Source organism: Pseudomonas sp. LB3P14, assembly GCF_054898045.1.
This window is the reverse complement of the sequence record NZ_CM142714.1, coordinates 6064397-6087834: the sequence shown is the minus strand read 5'-3', so window position 1 is coordinate 6087834 and position 23438 is coordinate 6064397. Positions and strand designations below refer to the sequence as shown.

Genomic DNA, 23438 nt, shown 5'->3' with positions numbered 1-23438 from the left:
GTATCCCTCTATTTACTTGCGACGACGGACGATCATTTTGTCGGTACGCTTATTACCACGAGTCTTCGCGCCCTTAGTCGGGAAGCCCCATGGCGATACCGGATGACGACCACCAGAGGTACGACCTTCACCACCACCATGTGGGTGGTCAACCGGGTTCATGGCAACACCACGAACGGTTGGGCGAACGCCACGCCAGCGTTTGGCACCAGCTTTACCCAGCGAACGCAGGCTGTGCTCGGAGTTCGAGACTTCACCCAGGGTCGCGCGGCATTCAGCCAGCACTTTACGCATCTCACCAGAACGCAGACGCAGGGTCACGTAGACACCTTCACGAGCGATCAGCTGAGCCGAAGCACCAGCGGAACGAGCGATTTGCGCGCCTTTACCTGGCTTCAATTCGATGCCGTGTACGGTGCTACCAACTGGAATGTTACGCAGTTGCAGAGCGTTGCCCGGCTTGATCGGCGCCAGAGCACCTGCGATCAGCTGGTCGCCAGCACTCACGCCTTTAGGGGCGATGATGTAGCGACGCTCGCCATCTGCGTACAGCAGCAGAGCGATGTGAGCAGTACGGTTTGGATCGTATTCAATACGCTCGACAGTGGCAGAGATGCCATCTTTGTCGTTGCGACGGAAATCGACCAGACGATAATGCTGCTTATGGCCACCACCGATGTGACGAGTGGTAATACGACCATTGTTGTTACGACCACCAGTCTTCGATTTTTTCTCGAGCAGCGGTGCGTGAGGAGCGCCTTTATGCAGCTCCTGGTTGACCACCTTGACCACAAAACGGCGGCCAGGGGAAGTCGGTTTGCATTTAACGATTGCCATGATGCACCCCTTCCTTACTCAGCACTGCTGCTGAAATCGAGATCTTGGCCTGGCTGAAGGGAGATAACTGCCTTCTTCCAGTCATTACGCTTGCCCAGACCGCGAGCAGTGCGCTTGCTCTTACCCAGAACATTCAGGGTAGTGACACGCTCTACTTTCACGCTGAACAGGCTTTCGACGGCCTTCTTGATTTCCAGCTTGGTTGCGTCAGTTGCAACCTTGAAAACGAACTGGCCTTTCTTGTCAGCCAGAACCGTAGCCTTCTCGGAAACGTGCGGGCCAAGCAGAACTTTAAATACGCGTTCCTGGTTCATCCCAGCAGCTCCTCGAATTTCTTCACGGCCGACACGGTGATCAACACCTTGTCGTATGCGATCAGACTAACTGGATCGGAACCTTGCACGTCACGTACATCAACGTGTGGCAGGTTGCGAGCAGCCAGGTACAGGTTCTGATCAACCACTTCAGACACGATCAAGACGTCAGTCAGGCCCATGCCGGTCAGTTTGTTCAGCAGATCTTTGGTCTTCGGTGCATCAACAGCGAAGTCCTGAACCACAACCAGACGATCAGTACGCACCAGCTCAGCAAGGATGGAACGCATTGCTGCGCGATACATCTTCTTGTTCAGCTTCTGGGTGTGATCCTGAGGACGAGCTGCGAAAGTGGTACCGCCGCCACGCCAGATTGGGCTACGGATAGTACCGGCACGAGCACGGCCAGTACCTTTCTGACGCCATGGGCGCTTACCGCCACCACGAACGTCGGAACGGGTCTTTTGCTGCTTGCTACCTTGACGGCCGCCGGCCATGTAGGCCACGACTGCTTGGTGAACCAGCGTCTCGTTGAATTCGCCGCCAAATGTCAGTTCGGAAACTTCGATCGCTTGAGCGTCATTTACATTTAATTGCATGTCAGCTTCCCCTTAACCGCGAGCCTTGGCTGCTGGACGTACAACCAAGTTGCCGCCAGTAGCGCCAGGAACAGCGCCCTTGACCAACAACAGATTGCGTTCAGCGTCCACGCGCACTACTTCGAGGGACTGCACGGTCACGCGCTCAGCGCCCATATGACCGGACATTTTTTTGCCCTTGAATACACGACCAGGAGTCTGGCACTGGCCGATAGAGCCTGGAACGCGGTGGGACACGGAGTTACCGTGGGTATTATCTTGCCCGCGGAAGTTCCAACGCTTGATCGTACCCTGGAAGCCTTTACCCTTGGACTGACCGGTTACATCAACCAGTTGACCAGCGGCGAAGATTTCAGCGTTGATCAGATCGCCGGCCTGGTACTCGCCTTCTTCAAGACGGAATTCCATTACGGTACGACCAGCGGCAACGTTCGCTTTAGCGAAGTGGCCAGCTTGAGCAGCTGTAACACGCGAAGCACGACGCTCGCCTACAGTGACTTGCACTGCACGATAGCCATCGGTTTCTTCAGTTTTGAACTGGGTGACGCGATTCGGCTCGATCTCAATGACCGTGACCGGAATGGAGACACCTTCTTCGGTGAAAATACGGGTCATACCGCATTTACGACCGACTACACCAATAGTCATGTTGTAAACCTCATGAGTGTACGGGGCTTTCACCCGCTATGGCCGCCCATTTCAGAGCGTTACACGACTAAGACCGAGTCTTAGCCGAGGCTGATCTGCACTTCCACACCGGCCGCAAGATCAAGCTTCATAAGCGCATCAACGGTTTTATCCGTTGGCTGGACGATGTCCAGAACGCGTTTATGAGTACGGATCTCGTACTGGTCACGCGCGTCTTTGTTGACGTGCGGGGAGACCAGAACGGTGAACCGCTCTTTACGGGTAGGCAGTGGAATTGGACCACGCACTTGAGCACCAGTACGTTTCGCGGTTTCCACGATTTCCTGGGTGGATTGGTCGATCAGGCGATGGTCAAAAGCCTTCAACCTGATACGGATTTGCTGATTTTGCATTGGATTTCAGACTCCGGCTGCTATTCCCACCGAGCGCAATACGCCCGTTAAAAGGAGGCGCAATTCTATAGACGGGCCAACTGAGTGTCAACCCAATAAAAAAGCCCCCGCAAGCGGGGGCTTTTTCATCAATCAACGCTTAGGCGATGATTTTGGCTACGACGCCAGCGCCGACGGTACGACCGCCTTCACGAATAGCGAAACGCAGACCATCTTCCATTGCGATGGTTTTGATCAGGGTGACAACCATTTTGATGTTGTCGCCTGGCATTACCATTTCAACGCCTTCCGGCAGTTCGCAGTTACCGGTCACGTCAGTGGTCCGGAAGTAGAACTGTGGACGGTAGCCTTTGAAGAACGGAGTGTGACGACCGCCTTCTTCTTTGCTCAGCACGTACACTTCAGCTTCGAAGGTAGTGTGCGGCTTGACCGAACCTGGCTTGACCAGAACCTGGCCACGCTCAACGTCGTCACGCTTGGTGCCGCGCAGCAGCACGCCGCAGTTCTCGCCAGCACGACCTTCGTCGAGCAGCTTACGGAACATTTCAACACCGGTGCAGGTGGTGACGGTAGTGTCACGCAGACCAACGATTTCCAGTGGATCCTGAACCTTGACGATACCGCGCTCGATACGACCAGTCACAACAGTACCGCGACCAGAGATCGAGAATACGTCTTCGATTGGCATCAGGAACGGCTTGTCGATAACACGAACTGGATCTGGGATGTAGCTGTCCAGAGTCTCAACCAGTTTACGAACGGCAGTGGTGCCCATTTCGTTGTCGTCTTGGCCGTTCAGAGCCATCAGAGCCGAACCGATGATGATCGGAGTGTCGTCACCTGGGAAGTCGTAAGTGCTCAGCAGATCGCGCACTTCCATCTCAACCAGTTCCAGCAGCTCAGCGTCGTCAACCATGTCAGCCTTGTTCAGGAAGACAACGATGTACGGAACGCCAACCTGACGGGACAGCAGGATGTGCTCACGGGTTTGTGGCATCGGACCATCAGCGGCCGAGCAAACCAGGATAGCGCCGTCCATCTGAGCAGCACCGGTGATCATGTTCTTCACATAGTCAGCGTGACCTGGGCAGTCAACGTGAGCGTAGTGACGGATCAGCGAGTTGTATTCAACGTGCGCGGTGTTGATGGTGATACCACGAGCCTTTTCTTCCGGAGCGCTGTCGATTTTGTCGAAAGCAACAACGGCGGAACCGAAAACTTCGGAGCAGACGCGAGTCAGAGCAGCGGTCAGCGTGGTTTTACCGTGGTCGACGTGACCGATGGTGCCAACGTTGACGTGCGGGAGGGTACGGTCAAATTTTTCTTTAGCCACGACAATTAACTCCTTGCCTAAAGGGCTGAATCAGCCTTGTTTTTTGGTGACAGCTTCGACGATGTGCGCCGGAGCCGTATCATATTTTTTGAATTCCATAGAGTAGCTTGCGCGACCCTGAGACATGGAACGGACGTCGGTCGCATAACCGAACATCTCACCCAGCGGAACTTCGGCACGAATTACTTTGCCGGAGACCGTGTCTTCCATACCCAAGATCATGCCGCGACGACGATTCAAGTCGCCCATCACGTCACCCATATAGTCTTCAGGCGTAACAACTTCTACCGCCATGATCGGCTCAAGCAACACACCGCCACCTTTGGTAGCCAGTTGCTTGGTAGCCATGGAAGCAGCCACCTTAAACGCCATCTCGTTGGAGTCGACGTCGTGGTAAGAACCATCAAAAACGGTCGCCTTCAGGCCGATCAGCGGATAGCCGGCCACAACGCCGTTCTTCATCTGCTCTTCGATACCCTTCTGGATAGCCGGGATGTATTCCTTAGGAACCACACCACCAACCACTTCGTTCACGAATTGCAGACCTTCCTGACCTTCGTCAGCAGGAGCAAAACGAATCCAGCAGTGACCGAACTGGCCACGACCGCCGGACTGGCGAACGAACTTGCCTTCGATTTCGCAATTCTTCGTGATCTTCTCACGATAGGAAACCTGAGGCTTACCGATGTTGGCTTCGACGTTGAACTCACGGCGCATCCGGTCAACCAGGATGTCCAGGTGCAACTCGCCCATGCCGGAGATGATCGTTTGACCAGTCTCTTCATCAGTCTTGACGCGGAAAGACGGGTCTTCCTGAGCAAGTTTGCCCAGAGCGATACCCATTTTTTCCTGGTCATCCTTGGTCTTAGGCTCTACGGCAACCGAAATAACCGGCTCCGGGAAGTCCATGCGAACCAGGATGATTGGCTTGTCAGCGGAGCACAGAGTGTCACCAGTGGTGACGTCCTTCATGCCGATCAAGGCCGCGATGTCACCAGCGCGCACTTCCTTGATTTCTTCACGGGTGTTTGCGTGCATTTGCACCATACGACCCACGCGCTCTTTCTTGCCTTTAACCGAGTTGATAACGCCGTCGCCGGAGCTCAACACGCCCGAGTAAACACGAGCAAAGGTCAAAGTACCCACGAATGGGTCGGTAGCGATCTTGAACGCCAGAGCCGAGAACGGCTCGCTGTCGTCTGCGTGACGCTCCATTTCGATAGTCTCGTCATCCGGGTCGGAACCCTTGATGGCAGGAATGTCGACTGGTGCCGGCAGGTAGTCGATAACGGCGTCGAGAACCAGGGGAACGCCCTTGTTCTTGAAAGAAGAACCGCAAACAGCCAGAACGATTTCGCCAGCGATAGTACGCTGACGCAGAGCGCCCTTGATTTCCGCGATGGTGAGTTCTTCACCTTCGAGGTACTTGTTCATCAGCTCTTCGCTGGCTTCGGCCGCAGCCTCTACCATGTTGCTGCGCCATTCTTCGGCCAGTTCCTGCAGTTCTGCAGGGATAGCTTCGCGACGTGGAGCCATGCCTTTGTCAGCATCGTCCCAGTAGACCGCTTCCATGTTGATCAGATCGATCTGACCCTGGAAGTTGTCTTCAGCACCGATAGCCAATTGGATCGGCACCGGGGTGTGACCCAGACGCTTTTTGATCTGATCGACTACACGCAGGAAGTTTGCACCTGCACGGTCCATCTTGTTTACGTAAACAAGACGTGGAACGCCGTATTTGTTGGCTTGACGCCATACGGTTTCCGACTGCGGCTCAACACCCGAAGTACCACAGAACACAACAACCGCGCCATCGAGTACGCGCAGGGAGCGCTCTACTTCAATGGTGAAGTCAACGTGGCCCGGGGTATCGATGATGTTGAAACGATACTTGTCGAACTGCTTGACAGAACCCGACCAGAAAGCCGTGGTTGCAGCGGAGGTGATAGTGATACCACGCTCCTGCTCCTGCACCATCCAGTCCATGGTCGCGGCGCCGTCATGCACCTCGCCCATTTTGTGGTTTACGCCAGTGTAAAAAAGGACGCGCTCGGTGGTGGTGGTTTTACCAGCATCCACGTGGGCAACGATACCGATGTTACGGTAGCGGTTAATCGGAGTAGTACGAGCCATAAAGCCCTCGCAAAATTAGTGACGCTAAAATTAGAAGCGGTAGTGCGAGAAAGCCTTGTTGGCTTCAGCCATACGGTGCACGTCTTCACGCTTCTTAACTGCAGCACCTTTACCTTCAGCAGCGTCCAACAGTTCGCCAGCCAAACGCAGAGCCATAGACTTCTCGCCGCGCTTACGGGCGAAGTCTACCAACCAGCGCATTGCCAGAGCGTTACGACGGGACGGACGAACTTCGACCGGAACCTGGTAAGTAGCACCGCCTACACGGCGCGACTTTACTTCGACCAGCGGAGCGATGGCGTCGAGAGCTTTCTCGAAGATTTCCAGGGGATCGCTGTTCTTGCGTTCTTTAACCTTGTCCAGCGCGCCATAAACGATACGCTCGGCAACGGCTTTCTTGCCGCTTTCCATTACGTGGTTCATGAACTTGGCCAGGATTTGGCTTCCGTATTTTGGATCGTCAAGCACTTCGCGCTTGGCTGCTACGCGTCTTCTTGGCATGGATAAGCCCTCAAACGGTCTTCAGGTTCGCTCGGAATCGGTGCCCTTACGGGACGCCTCCGACCTTACTCTTATCGACTCAGAAAAATAGAAAATCAGTTTTTACAAAAAGCCGCTACTACTTAGGCTTCTTGGTACCGTACTTCGAACGACCCTGGTTACGACCTTTAACGCCGGAAGTATCCAAAGAACCGCGTACGGTGTGGTAACGAACACCTGGCAAGTCTTTTACACGACCGCCGCGGATCAGTACCACGCTGTGCTCTTGCAGGTTGTGGCCTTCACCGCCGATGTACGAGGAAACCTCGAAACCGTTGGTCAGACGCACACGGCATACTTTACGCAGTGCCGAGTTAGGTTTTTTCGGCGTGGTGGTATACACACGGGTGCATACGCCACGACGTTGCGGGCAGTTCTGCAGCGCAGGCACGTCGGATTTCTCGACGATACGCTTACGCGGCTGACGTACCAGCTGGTTGATAGTTGCCATCTACTAGCTCCACTGTTGTCTTGCGACGCTATTGTCTTGCAAGAAAAGCAAAATGGCAGGAACGAATTCCCGCCAAATTTAGGGGTACAAGAGTCTAAAGAGGATCTTGTCCCCAGTCAAGGCAAGGCCCCGACCTCCCCGCTCATCCAACCTCGACAAATTGTCTCGATTCGATGAACGGAACGGCCGGGGCCTTACGCTCATTTATTGCAGAACTCAGTTACCGCTAGAGTTCAGCGCTTCGGTCAGTGCAGCTTCCACTTCACTGGCGCTTACGCGCAACGGTTTGTCTGCATCACGGCGGCGCTTGCGCTCGCTGTGATAAGCCAGACCGGTACCCGCCGGGATCAGACGACCCACGACCACGTTTTCTTTCAGGCCGCGCAGGTAATCGCGCTTGCCGGTTACCGCCGCTTCGGTCAGTACGCGAGTGGTTTCCTGGAAGGAAGCCGCCGAGATGAACGATTCGGTGGACAGCGACGCCTTGGTGATACCCAACAGCACGCGAGTGAACTTGGAAACGAATTTCTCGTCGCCAGCCAGACGCTCGTTCTCTACCAGAACGTGAGTCAATTCCATCTGGTCGCCCTTGATGAAACTGGAATCGCCGGATTCAGCGATTTCAACTTTACGCAGCATCTGGCGCAGGATGGTCTCGATGTGCTTGTCGTTGATCTTCACGCCTTGCAGACGATAAACGTCCTGGATCTCGTTCACGATGTACTTGGCCAGCGCACTCACACCCAGCAGACGCAGGATGTCGTGTGGATCGCTCGGGCCGTCGGAGATAACTTCGCCGCGGTTTACCTGTTCGCCTTCGAAGACGTTCAGGTGACGCCACTTCGGAATCAGCTCTTCGTACGGATCGCTACCGTCGTTCGGAGTAATGACCAGACGGCGTTTGCCCTTGGTCTCTTTACCGAACGCGATGGTGCCGCTGACTTCAGCCAAAATCGAGGCTTCTTTCGGACGACGAGCTTCGAACAAGTCGGCAACACGCGGCAGACCACCGGTGATGTCACGGGTTTTCGAAGTCTCTTGCGGAATACGAGCGATAACATCACCGATCGCGATTTTCGCACCATCCGCCACGCCGACCAGGGCGTTGGCAGGCAGGAAGTACTGAGCAATTACGTCGGTACCCGGCAGCAAGAGATCCTTGCCGTTGTCATCAACCATCTTCACAGCAGGACGGATATCTTTACCGGCAGCTGGACGGTCTTTGGCGTCGAGTACTTCAATGTTGGTCATACCGGTCAATTCGTCAGTCTGACGCTTGATCGTGATGCCTTCTTCCATGCCCACGTAGGTCACGGTACCTTTCATTTCGGTAACGATTGGGTGAGTGTGCGGATCCCACTTGGCCACGATTGCGCCAGCGTCGACCTTGTCACCCTCTTTAACCGAAATCACAGCACCGTACGGCAGCTTGTAACGCTCGCGCTCACGACCGAAGTCATCAGCGATTGCCAGCTCACCGGAACGGGACACAGCAACCAGGCAACCATCCACTCGCTCAACGTGTTTCAGGTTGTGCAGACGAACGGTACCGCCATTCTTCACCTGAACGCTGTCCGCAGCGGAGGTCCGGCTTGCCGCACCACCGATGTGGAACGTACGCATGGTCAACTGGGTACCCGGCTCACCGATGGACTGGGCAGCGATAACGCCGACCGCTTCACCGATGTTCACCTGGTGACCACGAGCCAAGTCACGGCCGTAGCACTTGGCGCAAATGCCGTAGCGGGTTTCGCAACTGATCGGCGAACGCACGATCACTTCGTCGATGCTGTTCAGCTCGATGAACTCAACCCACTTCTCGTCTACCAGCGTGCCGGCAGGAACGATGATTTCTTCCGTACCTGGCTTGAACACGTCACGGGCAATAACACGACCCAATACGCGCTCACCCAGCGGCTCAACAACGTCACCGCCTTCAATGTGCGGAGTCATTACCAGGCCATGTTCGGTGCCGCAATCGATCTCGGTTACTACCAGATCCTGCGCCACGTCTACCAGACGACGAGTCAGGTAACCGGAGTTCGCAGTTTTCAACGCGGTATCCGCCAAACCTTTACGAGCACCGTGAGTGGAGATGAAGTACTGAAGTACGCTCAAACCTTCACGGAAGTTCGCAGTAATCGGCGTTTCGATGATGGAACCGTCCGGCTTGGCCATCAGGCCACGCATACCGGCGAGCTGACGGATCTGCGCAGCAGAACCCCGTGCGCCCGAGTCGGCCATCATGTACATCGAGTTGAAGGATTCCTGGTCGACTTCGACGCCATGACGGTCGATGACTTTCTCTTTCGAGAGGTTGGCCATCATCGCCTTGGAAACTTCGTCGTTCGCCTTGGACCAAAGGTCGATCACTTTGTTGTACTTCTCGCCCTGGGTTACCAGGCCGGAGGCGTACTGACTTTCGATCTCTTTCACTTCGTCGGTAGCAGCACCGATGATGCGGGCTTTTTCGTCTGGGATAACGAAGTCGTTAACACCGATGGAAACGCCGGAAATGGTCGAATAGGCAAAACCGGTGTACATCAACTGGTCAGCGAAGATCACGGTCTCTTTCAAACCAACCACGCGGTAGCATTGGTTGATCAGCTTGGAGATCGCCTTTTTCTTCATCGGCTGGTTGACGACGTCGTACGACAGGCCAGGTGGAACAACCTGGAACAACAGCGCACGGCCGACGGTGGTGTCGACGATACGGGTGTTCTTGACGCTGCCACCATCACGATCGTTGACGGTTTCGTTGATCCGCACTTTGACTTTAGCGTGCAGTGCGGCTTCGCCGGCACGGAACACACGGTCAACTTCTTGCAGATCCGCGAACACACGACCTTCGCCCTTGGCGTTGATCGCTTCACGAGTCATGTAGTACAGACCCAATACAACGTCCTGCGACGGAACGATGATTGGCTCACCGTTGGCTGGCGACAGAATGTTGTTGGTCGACATCATCAACGCACGCGCTTCCAACTGGGCTTCCAGTGTCAGCGGTACGTGCACGGCCATTTGGTCGCCGTCGAAGTCGGCGTTGTACGCAGCACAGACCAGAGGGTGCAGCTGGATAGCCTTACCTTCGATCAGTACCGGTTCAAACGCCTGGATACCCAGACGGTGAAGGGTCGGTGCACGGTTGAGGAGAACCGGGTGTTCGCGAATGACTTCAGCGAGAACGTCCCAAACTTCCGGCAGCTCGCGCTCGACCATCTTCTTGGCAGCTTTGATGGTGGTAGCAAGACCACGCATTTCCAGCTTGCCGAAAATGAACGGCTTGAACAGCTCGAGAGCCATTTTCTTCGGCAGACCGCACTGGTGCAGACGCAGGGTTGGACCTACGGTAATTACCGAACGACCGGAGTAGTCAACACGCTTACCGAGCAAGTTCTGACGGAAACGACCTTGTTTACCCTTGATCATGTCAGCCAGGGATTTCAGAGGACGCTTGTTGGAACCTGTGATAGCGCGGCCACGACGACCGTTGTCGAGCAGTGCGTCAACGGCTTCCTGCAACATACGCTTTTCGTTGCGCACGATGATGTCCGGAGCGGACAGATCGAGCAGACGCTTCAAGCGGTTGTTGCGGTTGATCACTCGACGATACAGATCGTTGAGGTCGGAAGTCGCGAAGCGACCGCCATCCAGCGGGACCAGTGGACGCAGATCTGGCGGCAGAACCGGCAGAACGGTCAGCACCATCCATTCTGGAAGGTTGCCGGAACCCTGGAAGGCTTCCATCAACTTCAGACGCTTGGACAGCTTCTTGATTTTGGTTTCGGAGTTGGTTTGCGGAATTTCTTCACGCAGACGGCCAATCTCGTGTTCCAGATCGATAGCGTGCAGCAGTTCGCGGACAGCTTCGGCACCCATGCGGGCATCGAAATCGTCGCCGAACTCTTCCAGCGCTTCGAAGTACTGCTCGTCGTTGAGCAGCTGACCTTTTTCAAGGGTGGTCATGCCCGGATCGATAACGACATAGCTCTCGAAGTAGAGAACGCGTTCGATATCACGCAGGGTCATGTCCATCAGCAAGCCGATACGGGACGGCAGCGATTTCAGGAACCAGATGTGGGCAACCGGCGAGGCCAGCTCGATGTGCGCCATGCGCTCACGACGAACTTTTGCCAGCGCGACTTCAACGCCGCACTTCTCGCAAATCACGCCACGGTGCTTCAAGCGCTTGTACTTACCGCACAGGCACTCGTAATCCTTAACCGGGCCAAAGATCTTGGCGCAGAACAGGCCGTCACGCTCAGGTTTGAACGTACGGTAGTTAATGGTTTCCGGCTTTTTAACTTCACCGAACGACCACGAACGGATCATCTCAGGCGATGCCAATCCAATACGGATGGCGTCGAACTCTTCGACTTGACCCTGGTTTTTCAGCAAATTCAGTAGGTCTTTCAAGGCCTTTCCTCCTGGCGGAGCAGAGAGCGGGCAATCCTGCCCCGCTCTCGATTCGCGTCACGTGTTATTCGGTTTCCAGATCGATATCGATGCCGAGGGAACGAATTTCCTTGATCAACACGTTGAAGGACTCGGGCATGCCCGGCTCCATACGGTGATCGCCGTCCACGATGTTTTTGTACATCTTGGTCCGGCCGTTCACATCGTCCGACTTCACTGTGAGCATTTCTTGCAGAGTGTAAGCAGCACCGTATGCTTCCAGTGCCCAGACCTCCATCTCCCCGAAACGCTGACCACCGAACTGCGCCTTACCACCCAGCGGCTGCTGGGTAACCAGGCTGTACGAACCGGTAGAACGAGCGTGCATCTTGTCGTCTACCAAGTGGTTCAGCTTCAGCATGTACATGTAGCCAACAGTAACCGGGCGCTCGAACTTGTTGCCGGTACGGCCGTCAGTCAGCTGCATCTGGCCGCTTTCTGGCAGGTCTGCCAGTTTCAGCATGGCCTTGATTTCGCTTTCCTTGGCACCGTCGAACACTGGAGTGGCCATTGGAACGCCGCCACGCAGGTTCTTCGCCAGATCCAGGATTTCCTGGTCGGAGAAGCTATCCAGATCTTCGTTACGACCGCCGATCTGGTTGTAGATCTCGTCGAGGAATTTACGAAGCTCAGCGACTTTGCGCTGCTCTTCGATCATCCGGTTGATCTTCTCGCCCAAGCCTTTAGCCGCGAGGCCCAGGTGGGTTTCAAGGATCTGACCAACGTTCATACGCGAAGGTACGCCCAACGGGTTGAGGACGACGTCGACCGGGGTGCCATTGGCATCGTGCGGCATGTCTTCAACCGGCATGATCACGGAGACCACACCTTTGTTACCGTGACGACCGGCCATCTTGTCGCCCGGCTGGATGCGGCGACGGATTGCCAGGTAAACCTTGACGATTTTCAGCACGCCTGGAGCCAGGTCATCGCCCTGCTGCAGTTTGCGCTTCTTGTCTTCGAACTTGTCGTCCAGCAGACGGCGGCGATCAACGATATAGGCCTGAGCCTTCTCGAGCTGCTCGTTCAGAGCATCTTCAGCCATGCGCAGTTTGAACCACTGACCATGCTCAAGACCGTCGAGAACTTCGTCGGTGATTTCCTGACCTTTCTTCAGACCGGCGCCGCCTTCGGCTTTGTGGCCGACCAGAGCGGAACGCAGACGTTCGAAAGTAGCGCCTTCAACGATACGGAACTCTTCGTTCAGGTCCTTGCGGATCTCGTCGAGCTGAGTCTTCTCGATCGACAGTGCACGAGCATCACGCTCAACGCCGTCGCGGGTGAAGACCTGTACGTCGATGACGGTCCCCTTGGTGCCGGTAGGCACGCGCAGGGAGGTGTCTTTAACGTCGCTGGCTTTTTCACCGAAGATGGCACGCAGCAGTTTTTCTTCCGGAGTCAGCTGGGTCTCGCCTTTCGGAGTGACCTTACCTACCAGAATGTCGCCTGCGCCAACTTCAGCACCTACGTAAACGATACCGGCTTCGTCCAGCTTGTTCAGTGCAGCTTCACCCACGTTCGGGATGTCTGCAGTGATTTCTTCTGGCCCAAGCTTGGTGTCACGTGCCACACAGGTCAGTTCCTGAATGTGGATCGTGGTAAAGCGGTCTTCTTGAACAACTCGTTCCGACAGGCAGATGGAGTCTTCGAAGTTGTAACCGTTCCAGGCCATGAACGCGATGCGCATGTTCTGACCCAGCGCCAGTTCACCCATGTCGGTGGACGGGCCGTCAGCCATGATGTCGCTACGCTGAACCCGATCACCTTTACGCACCAGCGGACGCTGGTTGATGCAGGTGTTCTGGTTGGAGCGGGTGTATTTGGTCAGGTTGTAGATGTCGACACCAGCTTCACCGGTTTCAACTTCATCATCAGCAACACGAACCACGATACGGCTGGCATCAACGGAGTCGATCACGCCGCCACGACGAGCCACGACGCAAACGCCGGAGTCACGGGCTACGTTACGCTCCATGCCGGTACCGACCAGCGGCTTGTCAGCACGCAGGGTTGGTACAGCTTGACGCTGCATGTTCGAACCCATCAACGCACGGTTGGCGTCGTCGTGCTCGAGGAACGGGATCAGCGACGCTGCAACCGAAACTACCTGCTTCGGAGAAACGTCCATCAAGGTGACGTCTTCCGGCGCCTTGACGGTGAACTCGTTCAAGTGACGAACAGCTACCAGCTCGTCGATCAGCATCTTCTTGTCGTTCATCGTGGCCGAAGCCTGAGCGATCACGTGATCAGCTTCTTCGATGGCGGACAGGAACACGATCTCGTCGGTGACCAAAGCGTCTTTCACCACACGGTACGGGCTCTCGAGGAAGCCGTACTGGTTGGTGCGCGCATAAGCAGCCAGGGAGTTGATCAGACCGATGTTCGGACCTTCCGGCGTTTCAATCGGGCATACACGACCGTAGTGAGTCGGGTGTACGTCACGCACTTCAAAGCCAGCACGCTCACGAGTCAAACCGCCAGGGCCGAGTGCAGACACACGACGCTTGTGGGTGATCTCGGACAGCGGGTTGTTCTGGTCCATGAACTGGGAAAGCTGGCTGGAACCGAAGAACTCTTTCACCGCCGCAGCCACTGGCTTGGCGTTGATCAGGTCTTGCGGCATCAGGCCTTCGCTTTCAGCCATCGACAAACGCTCTTTGACCGCACGCTCAACACGTACCAGGCCGACGCGGAACTGGTTCTCGGCCATTTCGCCGACGCAGCGAACACGACGGTTACCCAGGTGGTCGATGTCATCGACGATGCCTTTACCGTTACGGATGTCGACCAGAGTCTTCAGAACCGCAACGATGTCTTCTTTGCACAACACGCCCGAACCTTCGATCTCGGTGCGACCGATACGACGGTTGAACTTCATCCGGCCGACCGCAGACAGGTCATAGCGCTCAGGGCTGAAGAACAGGTTGTTGAACAGAGTCTCGGCAGCGTCTTTGGTTGGCGGCTCGCCTGGACGCATCATGCGATAGATCTCGACCAGCGCTTCCAATTGGTTGCTGGTGGAATCGATCTTTAGCGTGTCGGAGACGAACGGACCGCAGTCGATATCGTTGGTGTACAGAGTTTCGATGCGAACAACCTGGGACTTGGCGATTTTCGCCAGGATCTCGGTGTTCAGCTCGGTGTTGCACTCTGCCAGGATTTCGCCGGTTGCCGGATGCACGATGACCTTGGCGGTAGTGCGACCCAAGACGTAGTCCAGAGGCACTTGCAGCTCTTTGATCCCGGCCTTTTCCAGCTGGTTGATGTGACGAGCAGTGATACGACGACCTTGCTCGACAATAACCTTGCCTTTGTCATCCAGGATATCCAGGACAGCAATTTCACCACGCAGGCGCTGAGGCACCAGTTCCAAGCTGAGGTTTTCACCCTGCACGTGGAAAACGTTGGTGGTGTAGAACGCGTCGAGCACTTCTTCAGTGGTATAGCCGAGCGCGCGCAGCAGTACCGATGCAGGCAGCTTGCGACGACGGTCGATACGCACGAATACGCAGTCTTTCGGGTCGAACTCGAAGTCCAGCCACGAACCGCGGTAAGGAATGATGCGCGCGGAGTACAACAGTTTGCCGGAGCTGTGCGTCTTGCCACGGTCGTGGTCAAAGAACACGCCCGGGGAACGGTGCAGCTGGGAAACGATTACACGCTCGGTACCGTTGATTACGAAGGTACCGTTCTCAGTCATCAGGGGGATTTCACCCATGTAGACTTCTTGCTCTTTGATGTCCTTGATCGCTTTGTTCGACGATTCTTTGTCGAAAATGATCAGGCGCACTTTTACCCGCAAAGGTACGGCGTAAGTTACACCGCGCAATACGCATTCTTTGACATCAAATGCCGGTTCGCCCAGGCGATAACCGACGTACTCCAGCGCAGCATTGCCGGAGTAGCTGATGATCGGGAAAACGGATTTGAAGGCCGCATGCAGGCCCACGTCGCGGAACTGATCTTTAGTCGCTCCCGCTTGCAAGAATTCACGATACGAATCCAGCTGGATGGCCAGGAGGTACGGCACATCCATGACGTCCGGCAACTTGCTAAAGTCCTTGCGGATACGTTTTTTCTCAGTATATGAGTAAGCCATCAGCGTTCCCCAGCTTGGTCACCTGCTTGTTTGGCCCCTCCCGACGGGAGCAGCCAGAAAATCGTGCAAACCCCATGGTTTGCGCCACCGCATTGGGTGGTTACAGCTCGTTATCAACACCGACCCAGTCGGCTGCCAATAACGGAAAAAGGCCGGTGGCAAGAGCCACCAGCCATCAGCCTTTCGCTTAACGCTCGGGCTGGAGACGCAAAGTCGATGCTTACTTCAGCTCGACTTTAGCGCCTGCTTCTTCCAGAGTGGCTTTGGCTTTGTCAGCTGCGTCTTTCGAAACAGCTTCCAGAACCATGCCAGGAGCGCCGTCAACTACAGCCTTGGCTTCTTTCAAGCCCAGACCGGTCAGTTCACGTACTGCCTTGATCACGTTAACTTTCTTCTCGCCAGCTTCCAGCAGCATGACGTTGAATTCAGTTTGTTCTTCAACAACGGCAGCGACAGCAGCTGGACCAGCGGAAGCAGCGGCAGCGGAAACGCCGAACTTCTCTTCCATGGCCTTGATCAGCTCAACGATTTCCAGAACGGATTTTTCGCCGATTGCTTCGATGATTTGGTCGTTAGTCAGAGACATGACTATAAATTCCTGTATTGGGGTGACAGCCTACGCGGCCATCGAAATAAACAATAAACGCTGAAAGGAGTCGCTCAGCCTTAGGCTGCGGCAGCTTCTTTCTGGTCGCGAAGAGCCGCCAGAGTACGAGCCAATTTGCTGGTTGCGCCTTGAATCACGCTCATCAGCTGGGAAATTGCTTCGTCACGGGTCGGCAGGCTTGCCAGTACGTCGATCTGATTAGCTGCGAGGAACTTGCCCTCGAACGCAGCTGCCTTGATCTCGAACTTATCCTGACCTTTTGCGAACTCTTTGAAGATACGGGCAGCAGCGCCCGGATGTTCTTTGGAGAATGCAATCAAGGTCGGGCCGGTGAACACGTCGTTGAGCACGTCATATTGAGTGCCAGCAACGGCGCGCTTGAGCAGGGTGTTACGTACAACACGTACGTATACGCCAGCTTCACGAGCCTCTTTACGGAGTCCGGTCATAGCGCCTACTGTTACGCCACGGGCATCAGCCACGACAGCGGACAGAGCAACTTGGGCAGCCTTGTTGACTTCAGCGACGATGGCCTTCTTGTCTTCAAGTTTAATTGCCACGGGAAAAACTCCTGCTTGTTACCGTTTCATCCAACCGAGGCCAGATGTCGTTTTGGTGTCTGATTCGGTAAGGAACCGGGAGCACCATCTGCGTAGGCTTGAGGTTTAAGACTTGCGTCGCCTACGGTCTTGGATAGCCCCCGCCAGGCAGGGACCCCAATCTTTCAATTGGCGCAATCGCTTGCGCCAACCTGTGTCTTACGCGTCGAGCGAGCCTTGGTCGATGACCAGACCTGGACCCATGGTGGTGCTCAGGGTAACGCGCTTGACGTAAATACCTTTCGAGGAAGCTGGCTTGATACGCTTCAGATCAGCGATCAGGGCTTCAACGTTTTCCTTCAGCTTGACGGCGTCGAAACCGACCTTGCCAACGGAGGTGTGGATGATGCCGTTTTTGTCGGTGCGATAACGAACCTGACCAGCCTTGGCGTTTTTAACCGCGGTAGCTACGTCTGGGGTTACGGTGCCGACTTTAGGGTTAGGCATCAGGCCGCGTGGACCCAGGATCTGACCCAACTGACCCACAACGCGCATGGCATCCGGGGATGCGATAACTACGTCATAGTTCAGGTCGCCGCCTTTCATTTCGGCAGCCAGATCATCCATACCTACACGGTCAGCGCCGGCAGCCAAAGCGGCCTCAGCAGCTGGACCCTGGGTGAACACAGCAACGCGAACAGTCTTGCCAGTGCCGTGTGGCAGCACAGTAGCGCTACGAACGACCTGGTCGGATTTACGCGGGTCAACACCCAGGTTTACAGCAACGTCGAACGACTCGCTGAACTTGACAGTCGACAGCTCAGCCAGCAGAGCAGCAGCGTCTACAAAGTTGTAGGACTTGCCTGCTTCGATTTTGCCGGCGATAGCCTTTTGACGCTTGGTCAACTTAGCCATTACACACCCTCCACGTTAAGGCCCATGCTACGAGCAGAACCGGCGATAGTACGCACGGCTGCGTCCATATCAGCTGCAGTCAGATCCGCGTTTTTGGTTTTCGCGATTTCTTCCAGCTGAGCACGGGTCACAGTGCCAACCTTAACGGTGTTCGGACGAGCGGAACCGCTAGTCAGACCAGCAGCCTTCTTCAGCAGAACCGAAGCAGGGGTGGACTTGGTTTCGAAAGTGAAGCTACGGTCGCTATAGACAGTGATGATCACTGGAGTCGGCAGACCTGGTTCAATACCCTGAGTACGGGCGTTGAAAGCCTTGCAGAATTCCATGATGTTCACGCCGTGCTGACCCAGTGCAGGACCAACAGGTGGGCTTGGGTTAGCCTGAGCGGCTTTCACTTGCAGCTTGATGTAAGCGGTAATCTTCTTGGCCATGAGGCACTCCAATTACGGGTTCGAACGCCTCGAAAGGCTCCCCGGTTACTTGCGCGTTTATCCCAGTGACGACAAAACCCCACAGCCTAGGGCTGCGGGGTTGGGATGCTTGCTCAGCTAGACCTTTTCGACCTGGCTGAACTCTAACTCTACCGGAGTAGAGCGACCGAAAATGAGCACCGCCACTTGGATCCGGCTCTTTTCGTAGTTAACCTCTTCGACCGTGCCAGTAAAATCGGCAAACGGTCCGTCGTTGACACGTACCGACTCACCCGGCTCGAACAACGTCTTCGGCTTCGGTTTGTCGCTACCATCAGCAACGCGACGCAGAATCGCTTCTGCCTCTTTATCTGTGATTGGCGCAGGCTTATCAGCGGTACCGCCAATGAAACCCATCACCCGAGGAGTATCCTTGACCAAGTGCCAAGTACCCTCATTCATATCCATCTGAACCAGCACATAACCTGGGAAGAACTTGCGCTCGCTTTTGCGTTTCTGGCCATTACGCATTTCAACCACTTCTTCAGTGGGAACCAGAATTTCGCCGAAGCCATCTTCCATGCCAGCCAGCTTTACGCGCTCTACTAACGAGCGCATGACATGCTTCTCGTAACCGGAGTAAGCATGCACAACGTACCAACGCTTAGCCACGGGACACCCTTAGCCGACAATCAAGGAAACAAGCCAGCCGAGCAGGGAATCAAGCCCCCACAACAGCAACGCCATAACCAGAACAACAGCCACAACAATCAACGTGGTCTGCGTGGTTTCTTGGCGAGTTGGCCATACGACTTTACGAATCTCGGTGCGAGCTTCCTTAACCAGTACAAAGAAAGACTTGCCCTTGACTGTCTGCAGGCCTACAAAGGCAGCTACAGCAGCAATGACAAGCAAAGCAAGTACGCGGTACAGGATCGGCGAAGCAGAGTAATACTGATTGCCAACAACGCCAACAACCACCAAAGCGACTACTACTAGCCACTTGAGCAGATCGAAGCGAGAGCCTTGAGCTTCAGCTTTAGGAGTCATCTATGAAGATCCTGTGAAAAGAAAGCCAGACACACCAAGTGAATCTGGCAGGTCAGGAGGGAATCGAACCCCCAACCTACGGTTTTGGAGACCGTCGCTCTGCCAATTGAGCTACTGACCTAAAACAAAATCAGGCCGACCATTATGCCGACCCGAAAAAGACATTACAACAACTTACTCGATAACCTTAGCCACAACACCAGCGCCGACGGTACGACCGCCTTCACGGATGGCGAAACGCAGACCATCTTCCATTGCGATGGTTTTGATCAGAGTGACGGTCATTTGGACGTTATCACCCGGCATCACCATTTCAACACCTTCTGGCAGCTCGCAGTTACCAGTCACATCAGTAGTACGGAAGTAGAACTGTGGACGGTAGCCTTTGAAGAATGGCGTATGACGACCACCTTCTTCCTTGCTCAGAACGTAAACCTCAGCAGTGAACTTGGTATGCGGCTTGACGGTGCCTGGCTTGACCAAAACCTGGCCACGCTCGACATCGTCACGCTTGGTACCACGCAGCAAAACGCCGCAGTTCTCGCCAGCACGACCTTCGTCGAGCAGCTTGCGGAACATTTCAACACCTGTGCAGGTAGTTTTGACAGTGTCACGAAGACCAACAATCTCAACTTCTTCCTGAATGCGGACAATGCCACGCTCAACACGACCAGTCACAACAGTACCGCGACCGGAGATCGAGAACACGTCCTCGATCGGCATCAGGAACGGCTTATCAATAGCGCGCTCAGGCTGCGGAATGTAGCTATCCAGAGTCTCGACCAACTTCTTGACGGCAGTGGTACCCATCTCGTTATCGTCTTGACCGTTCAGCGCCATCAGCGCCGAACCGATGATGATCGGAGTGTCATCACCTGGGAAATCGTAAGTGCTCAGCAAATCGCGCACTTCCATCTCAACCAACTCCAGCAACTCAGCGTCATCAACCATGTCAGCCTTGTTCAGGAAGACAACGATGTACGGAACGCCAACCTGACGGGACAGCAAGATGTGCTCACGGGTTTGCGGCATCGGACCATCAGCGGCCGAGCAAACCAGAATCGCACCATCCATCTGCGCAGCACCGGTGATCATGTTTTTTACGTAATCGGCGTGACCAGGACAGTCAACGTGTGCGTAGTGACGCACGGCCGAATCGTACTCAACGTGAGCGGTGTTGATGGTAATGCCACGAGCTTTTTCTTCAGGGGCGCTATCGATCTTGTCGAAGTCGACCTTTGCCGAACCGAAAACCTCGGAGCAGACACGGGTCAAGGCAGCAGTCAGAGTGGTTTTACCGTGATCGACGTGACCAATGGTACCAACGTTGACGTGCGGCTTATTACGTTCGAACTTTTCCTTAGCCATCGAAATCACCCCTAGCAGAAGAATTAAGCAGGTCAAACAAGCCATTAAAACAAAGGCAGATATTTTCATATCTGCCTTGTTATATGGAGCTCTTGAGCGGATTTGAACCGCTGACCTCACCCTTACCAAGGGTGTGCTCTACCAACTGAGCTACAAGAGCGTAACACTTTGCAGGATCTGCAAACTTGGAGCGGGTAGCGGGAATCGAACCCGCATCATCAGCTTGGAAGGCTGAGGTTCTACCACTAAACTATACCCGCGGAGCTTGCAGCTCTCGCTAAAAATGGTGGAGGGGGAAGGATTCGAACCTTCGAAGTCGTAGACGTCAGATTTACAGTCTGATCCCTTTGGCCGCTCGGGAACCCCTCCTAAGCGAGCCGGCATTCTATATCATGCCAGCCTTCTGTCAAGCATTTTCTCATTAAAAACCTGAGGTTAGCTGCGTTGACATCGCTCCGCACCGTTAACCGTTAAAGGTCTTCACTGCGAAGCGGGCGCCATTCTATGCAAACTATTCGGCGGGTGCAACCCCCTCGCACGGCATTATTTTATGTTTTAACTCATTGAATTCTCTAGAAAGGTTTTTCAGCTGCGAGTCATCCAACCAACGTCGGCTTTCTGGTGCCACTCGCACCCAGTAACCAGAAGAATCGGCAGGAGCCTTCAGCAAGGACTCGAACTTGATTTCCATACCGCTCAATCGCCGCTCGACCGCCTGAACCGCTTCCTGACGAGCAAAACCACCCAGATAGAGACAACCATCGCCTGCCTGGGCAGGCTTTCCTTTATCACGAGCCGCGTCAGTCGTCTCACTCAACAAGCGAATATCCTGCTGCGAACCCCGATACAAACTCAAAGGGGTGACATCCTTTGCACGCAGAGGAGCCTCTTGTTGGTGCCAGATGTAATAAAAGACATTGAGAACAAGCAGCAGCAGAAACAACCAACGCATAGAAACCTCAGGACAAGGGGCATGCCATAGCCAAGCCTACAAACACCAGATCGGGAACCACCCTGGCCTCAGGCACGATTTCGGAAACCAGGTCTGCATCTCCTCCAGTGAGGAACACAGCAAAATCATCCCCCCAATAGCTACGCGCCAACTCTAGCTGTGTCAGGACAAAGCCTCTCAGCATCAACGAGCATCCCCGCTCGACTGCTTCGACAGTTGTACGACCAGGAATGAGACTTTCCAAGGCGCGCTCGGCTGCTAGATCACCATAACGAATTCTACGGGTATGGGTACGCAACTGGTTTCGCATCAGCGGCATGCCCGGGCATATAAATCCTCCGAGATGCTCGCCATCCCCGGCAATGAAGTCCGCAGTAACAGCGGTACCAAAATCAAGCACAAGGCACGCGCCCGAGGCCAGATGAAACCCCCCAAGCATCGCCAACCAACGGTCGAGCCCCAACCGCTCGAACTCCTCATAGCCATTACGAAGCCCGGACATTTCGCGGGACGGCGCAGCACATACCACCGACACACCAAAAGCCTCTGTCAGTAGAGAAATCAGTGCATTGGTTTCTTCGGCGGTCCTGACACTGACCAGCCTACAAAACTTGAGAGCGAGCCCCTTGAGCGCTCTCAGGCTCTCAAGCAAAGCGAGATCTGAATCAACGACGCCCTCACCAACCACCCGCCGAACATCTGCATGGAGCACACGCCACTTGATGAAACTGTTTCCGCAGTCGAGCTCAAGAATCATCACGCAACCTCAGACTGAGCTCACCACCACTAAAGACTTTTTCCACACCACCCACCTTCAAGCGCAGAGCACCCTGACTATCAATACCCAGCACTTCGCCATCTATTTGGTTAACACCTGCAATCAACGACACGGCCCGACCCTGCCAGAGATGATTTTGCTCCCACTCTGCCTGGATAGCTGAAAATCCGTCGACTTGATGACGACACAGATACTCCTGGAGCATCGCGCCCAACTCCCCCACCAAGTGATTTCGATCAAACACCTTACCCGACTCGAGCCGCATGGACGTCCACTGCTGATCTACCTCATCGGTAATCTGCATGTTCACATTAATTCCCACACCCAGCACAACGTGACACACATCGGCAGGATCCCCCACCAGCTCGAGCAATATCCCGGCAATCTTTTTCTGACCGACCAGAACATCGTTTGGCCACTTCAATCCAGCCCCCGAAACACCAAGCTTTCGCAAGGCCTGCATGACGGCGAGCCCAACAACAAGACTCAAGCCTTCCAGCTGACGCATTCCACCTTCAATACGCAGCACGAGGCTGTAATAGATGTTTTCCGCAAATGGGCTCACCCACTTTCGTCCACGCCGTCCGCGACCTGCTGTTTGCCGCTCAGCAAGCACCAGAAATGGTGCAGCCTGACCTCGGTCTATGGCACGCAGTGCCTCGGCATTAGTGGAGTCGATTGAATCGAAAACCAGGATGGGCCAATCACAAGAAGGTGCATGCCCTCTTATCTCGACAGAATCAAGCAGCGTCAATGGCGCAGCCAGTTGATAGCCGCGCCCCCGCACCTTATGGATGGATAGCCCCAGATCAGCCTCTAAATGCTGAAGCTGCTTCCAAACGGCACTACGACTGACACCCAAGGCAACGCCCAGAGCCTGACCCGAATGGAATCGGCCATCTTTAAGAAGCTTTAACAACGTCAGCATGCAAGTCTCGCCTCACAATGAGGCCCGCATGATAGCCATGCCCCGCGCCATTGCATAGAAACTCGACAGGTCAGCTTTCCTGCGGACAAA

At 54.9% G+C, this 23438-nt stretch carries 21 protein-coding genes and 4 tRNA genes; all 25 read right to left on the bottom strand.

Features of this window, described 5'->3' with window-relative positions; genetic code table 11:
- Positions 1–12 precede the first annotated feature (12 nt).
- A complete protein-coding gene (gene rplB, locus ACYZT5_RS27820) occupies positions 13–837 on the bottom strand; it encodes a 50S ribosomal protein L2 (RefSeq protein ID WP_003176423.1) in 825 nt (274 codons plus the stop codon).
- Positions 838–851: 14 nt separating this feature from the next.
- On the bottom strand, positions 852–1151 hold the full coding sequence (gene rplW / locus ACYZT5_RS27815) for a 50S ribosomal protein L23 (RefSeq protein ID WP_002555488.1): 300 nt from the start codon (positions 1149–1151) through the stop codon (positions 852–854).
- On the bottom strand, positions 1148–1750 hold the full coding sequence (gene rplD, locus ACYZT5_RS27810; RefSeq protein WP_007896707.1) for a 50S ribosomal protein L4: 603 nt from the start codon (positions 1748–1750) through the stop codon (positions 1148–1150). Before rplD ends, rplW begins: the two co-directional genes overlap by 4 nt.
- A 12-nt stretch (positions 1751–1762) precedes the next feature.
- Positions 1763–2398 carry a 50S ribosomal protein L3 gene (gene rplC / locus ACYZT5_RS27805; protein WP_003186059.1) on the bottom strand — a complete coding sequence of 212 codons (636 nt, stop codon included), beginning with the start codon at positions 2396–2398 and terminating at the stop codon, positions 1763–1765.
- Between the two features lie 80 nt (positions 2399–2478).
- A complete protein-coding gene (gene rpsJ / locus ACYZT5_RS27800; RefSeq protein WP_003186070.1) occupies positions 2479–2790 on the bottom strand; it encodes a 30S ribosomal protein S10 in 312 nt (103 codons plus the stop codon).
- Positions 2791–2929: 139 nt separating this feature from the next.
- A complete protein-coding gene (tuf, locus tag ACYZT5_RS27795; protein ID WP_008145495.1) occupies positions 2930–4123 on the bottom strand; it encodes an elongation factor Tu in 1194 nt (397 codons plus the stop codon).
- Between the two features lie 30 nt (positions 4124–4153).
- Positions 4154–6256 (bottom strand): elongation factor G, encoded by a 2103-nt coding sequence (gene fusA / locus ACYZT5_RS27790; RefSeq protein ID WP_462048260.1) that lies wholly within the window; start codon positions 6254–6256, stop codon positions 4154–4156.
- Between the two features lie 30 nt (positions 6257–6286).
- A complete protein-coding gene (gene rpsG / locus ACYZT5_RS27785; RefSeq protein ID WP_010490886.1) occupies positions 6287–6757 on the bottom strand; it encodes a 30S ribosomal protein S7 in 471 nt (156 codons plus the stop codon).
- 118 nt (positions 6758–6875) lie between these two features.
- Positions 6876–7247, bottom strand: a complete 372-nt coding sequence (gene rpsL / locus ACYZT5_RS27780) for a 30S ribosomal protein S12 (RefSeq protein ID WP_002555494.1) — start codon at positions 7245–7247, stop codon at positions 6876–6878.
- 216 nt (positions 7248–7463) lie between these two features.
- On the bottom strand, positions 7464–11663 hold the full coding sequence (gene rpoC, locus ACYZT5_RS27775) for a DNA-directed RNA polymerase subunit beta' (RefSeq protein WP_007896632.1): 4200 nt from the start codon (positions 11661–11663) through the stop codon (positions 7464–7466).
- Between the two features lie 64 nt (positions 11664–11727).
- Positions 11728–15801: a DNA-directed RNA polymerase subunit beta gene (rpoB, locus tag ACYZT5_RS27770; RefSeq protein ID WP_462002933.1), complete on the bottom strand. Its 4074-nt coding sequence runs from the start codon at positions 15799–15801 to the stop codon at positions 11728–11730.
- Positions 15802–16021: 220 nt separating this feature from the next.
- Complete coding sequence (gene rplL, locus ACYZT5_RS27765) at positions 16022–16387, bottom strand: 50S ribosomal protein L7/L12 (protein ID WP_010467258.1); 366 nt, start codon at positions 16385–16387, stop codon at positions 16022–16024.
- 80 nt (positions 16388–16467) lie between these two features.
- Entirely contained in the window at positions 16468–16968 is a 501-nt protein-coding gene (gene rplJ, locus ACYZT5_RS27760; RefSeq protein WP_010467255.1) for a 50S ribosomal protein L10, read from the bottom strand.
- A gap of 198 nt (positions 16969–17166) precedes the next feature.
- A complete protein-coding gene (gene rplA, locus ACYZT5_RS27755; protein ID WP_007896626.1) occupies positions 17167–17862 on the bottom strand; it encodes a 50S ribosomal protein L1 in 696 nt (231 codons plus the stop codon).
- Positions 17862–18293: a 50S ribosomal protein L11 gene (gene rplK, locus ACYZT5_RS27750; RefSeq protein WP_003210097.1), complete on the bottom strand. Its 432-nt coding sequence runs from the start codon at positions 18291–18293 to the stop codon at positions 17862–17864. The genes rplA and rplK overlap by 1 nt, the downstream gene beginning before the upstream one ends.
- A 117-nt stretch (positions 18294–18410) precedes the next feature.
- Entirely contained in the window at positions 18411–18944 is a 534-nt protein-coding gene (gene nusG / locus ACYZT5_RS27745; protein WP_007896622.1) for a transcription termination/antitermination protein NusG, read from the bottom strand.
- A gap of 9 nt (positions 18945–18953) precedes the next feature.
- Positions 18954–19322: a preprotein translocase subunit SecE gene (secE, locus tag ACYZT5_RS27740; RefSeq protein WP_007896620.1), complete on the bottom strand. Its 369-nt coding sequence runs from the start codon at positions 19320–19322 to the stop codon at positions 18954–18956.
- A 45-nt stretch (positions 19323–19367) separates the two neighbouring features.
- Positions 19368–19443 (bottom strand) — tRNA-Trp (locus tag ACYZT5_RS27735).
- Between the two features lie 53 nt (positions 19444–19496).
- The gene (tuf, locus tag ACYZT5_RS27730) at positions 19497–20690 is read right to left on the bottom strand and encodes an elongation factor Tu (RefSeq protein ID WP_007896619.1); all 1194 of its coding nucleotides are present in this window, start codon (positions 20688–20690) and stop codon (positions 19497–19499) included.
- A gap of 84 nt (positions 20691–20774) precedes the next feature.
- Positions 20775–20850 (bottom strand) — tRNA-Thr (locus tag ACYZT5_RS27725).
- A gap of 26 nt (positions 20851–20876) precedes the next feature.
- Positions 20877–20950 (bottom strand) — tRNA-Gly (locus ACYZT5_RS27720).
- A 24-nt stretch (positions 20951–20974) separates the two neighbouring features.
- Positions 20975–21059 (bottom strand) — tRNA-Tyr (locus ACYZT5_RS27715).
- Positions 21060–21201: 142 nt separating this feature from the next.
- A complete protein-coding gene (locus tag ACYZT5_RS27710) occupies positions 21202–21642 on the bottom strand; it encodes a hypothetical protein (RefSeq protein WP_462048259.1) in 441 nt (146 codons plus the stop codon).
- Between the two features lie 7 nt (positions 21643–21649).
- Complete coding sequence (locus ACYZT5_RS27705) at positions 21650–22399, bottom strand: pantothenate kinase (protein WP_462048258.1); 750 nt, start codon at positions 22397–22399, stop codon at positions 21650–21652.
- Positions 22389–23348, bottom strand: coding sequence for a bifunctional biotin--[acetyl-CoA-carboxylase] ligase/biotin operon repressor BirA (birA, locus tag ACYZT5_RS27700; RefSeq protein WP_462048257.1), 960 nt, complete (start codon positions 23346–23348; stop codon positions 22389–22391). Before birA ends, ACYZT5_RS27705 begins: the two co-directional genes overlap by 11 nt.
- Positions 23349–23438 lie beyond the last annotated feature (90 nt).

Bases quoted from the DNA above. Each gene is read 5' to 3' on its own strand.
- rplB (WP_003176423.1), bottom strand. From the start codon at position 837: ATGGCAATCGTTAAATGCAAACCGACTTCCCCTGGCCGCCGTTTTGTG.
- rplW (WP_002555488.1), bottom strand. From the start codon at position 1,151: ATGAACCAGGAACGCGTATTTAAAGTTCTGCTTGGCCCGCACGTTTCC.
- rplD (WP_007896707.1), bottom strand. From the start codon at position 1,750: ATGCAATTAAATGTAAATGACGCTCAAGCGATCGAAGTTTCCGAACTG.
- rplC (WP_003186059.1), bottom strand. From the start codon at position 2,398: ATGACTATTGGTGTAGTCGGTCGTAAATGCGGTATGACCCGTATTTTC.
- rpsJ (WP_003186070.1), bottom strand. From the start codon at position 2,790: ATGCAAAATCAGCAAATCCGTATCAGGTTGAAGGCTTTTGACCATCGC.
- fusA (WP_462048260.1), bottom strand. From the start codon at position 6,256: ATGGCTCGTACTACTCCGATTAACCGCTACCGTAACATCGGTATCGTT.
- rpsG (WP_010490886.1), bottom strand. From the start codon at position 6,757: ATGCCAAGAAGACGCGTAGCAGCCAAGCGCGAAGTGCTTGACGATCCA.
- rpsL (WP_002555494.1), bottom strand. From the start codon at position 7,247: ATGGCAACTATCAACCAGCTGGTACGTCAGCCGCGTAAGCGTATCGTC.
- rpoB (WP_462002933.1), bottom strand. From the start codon at position 15,801: ATGGCTTACTCATATACTGAGAAAAAACGTATCCGCAAGGACTTTAGC.
- rplL (WP_010467258.1), bottom strand. From the start codon at position 16,387: ATGTCTCTGACTAACGACCAAATCATCGAAGCAATCGGCGAAAAATCC.
- rplA (WP_007896626.1), bottom strand. From the start codon at position 17,862: ATGGCTAAGTTGACCAAGCGTCAAAAGGCTATCGCCGGCAAAATCGAA.
- rplK (WP_003210097.1), bottom strand. From the start codon at position 18,293: ATGGCCAAGAAGATTACCGCTTACATCAAGCTGCAAGTGAAAGCCGCT.
- secE (WP_007896620.1), bottom strand. From the start codon at position 19,322: ATGACTCCTAAAGCTGAAGCTCAAGGCTCTCGCTTCGATCTGCTCAAG.
- tuf (WP_007896619.1), bottom strand. From the start codon at position 20,690: ATGGCTAAGGAAAAGTTCGAACGTAATAAGCCGCACGTCAACGTTGGT.
- ACYZT5_RS27710 (WP_462048259.1), bottom strand. From the start codon at position 21,642: ATGCGTTGGTTGTTTCTGCTGCTGCTTGTTCTCAATGTCTTTTATTAC.
- ACYZT5_RS27705 (WP_462048258.1), bottom strand. From the start codon at position 22,399: ATGATTCTTGAGCTCGACTGCGGAAACAGTTTCATCAAGTGGCGTGTG.
- birA (WP_462048257.1), bottom strand. From the start codon at position 23,348: ATGCTGACGTTGTTAAAGCTTCTTAAAGATGGCCGATTCCATTCGGGT.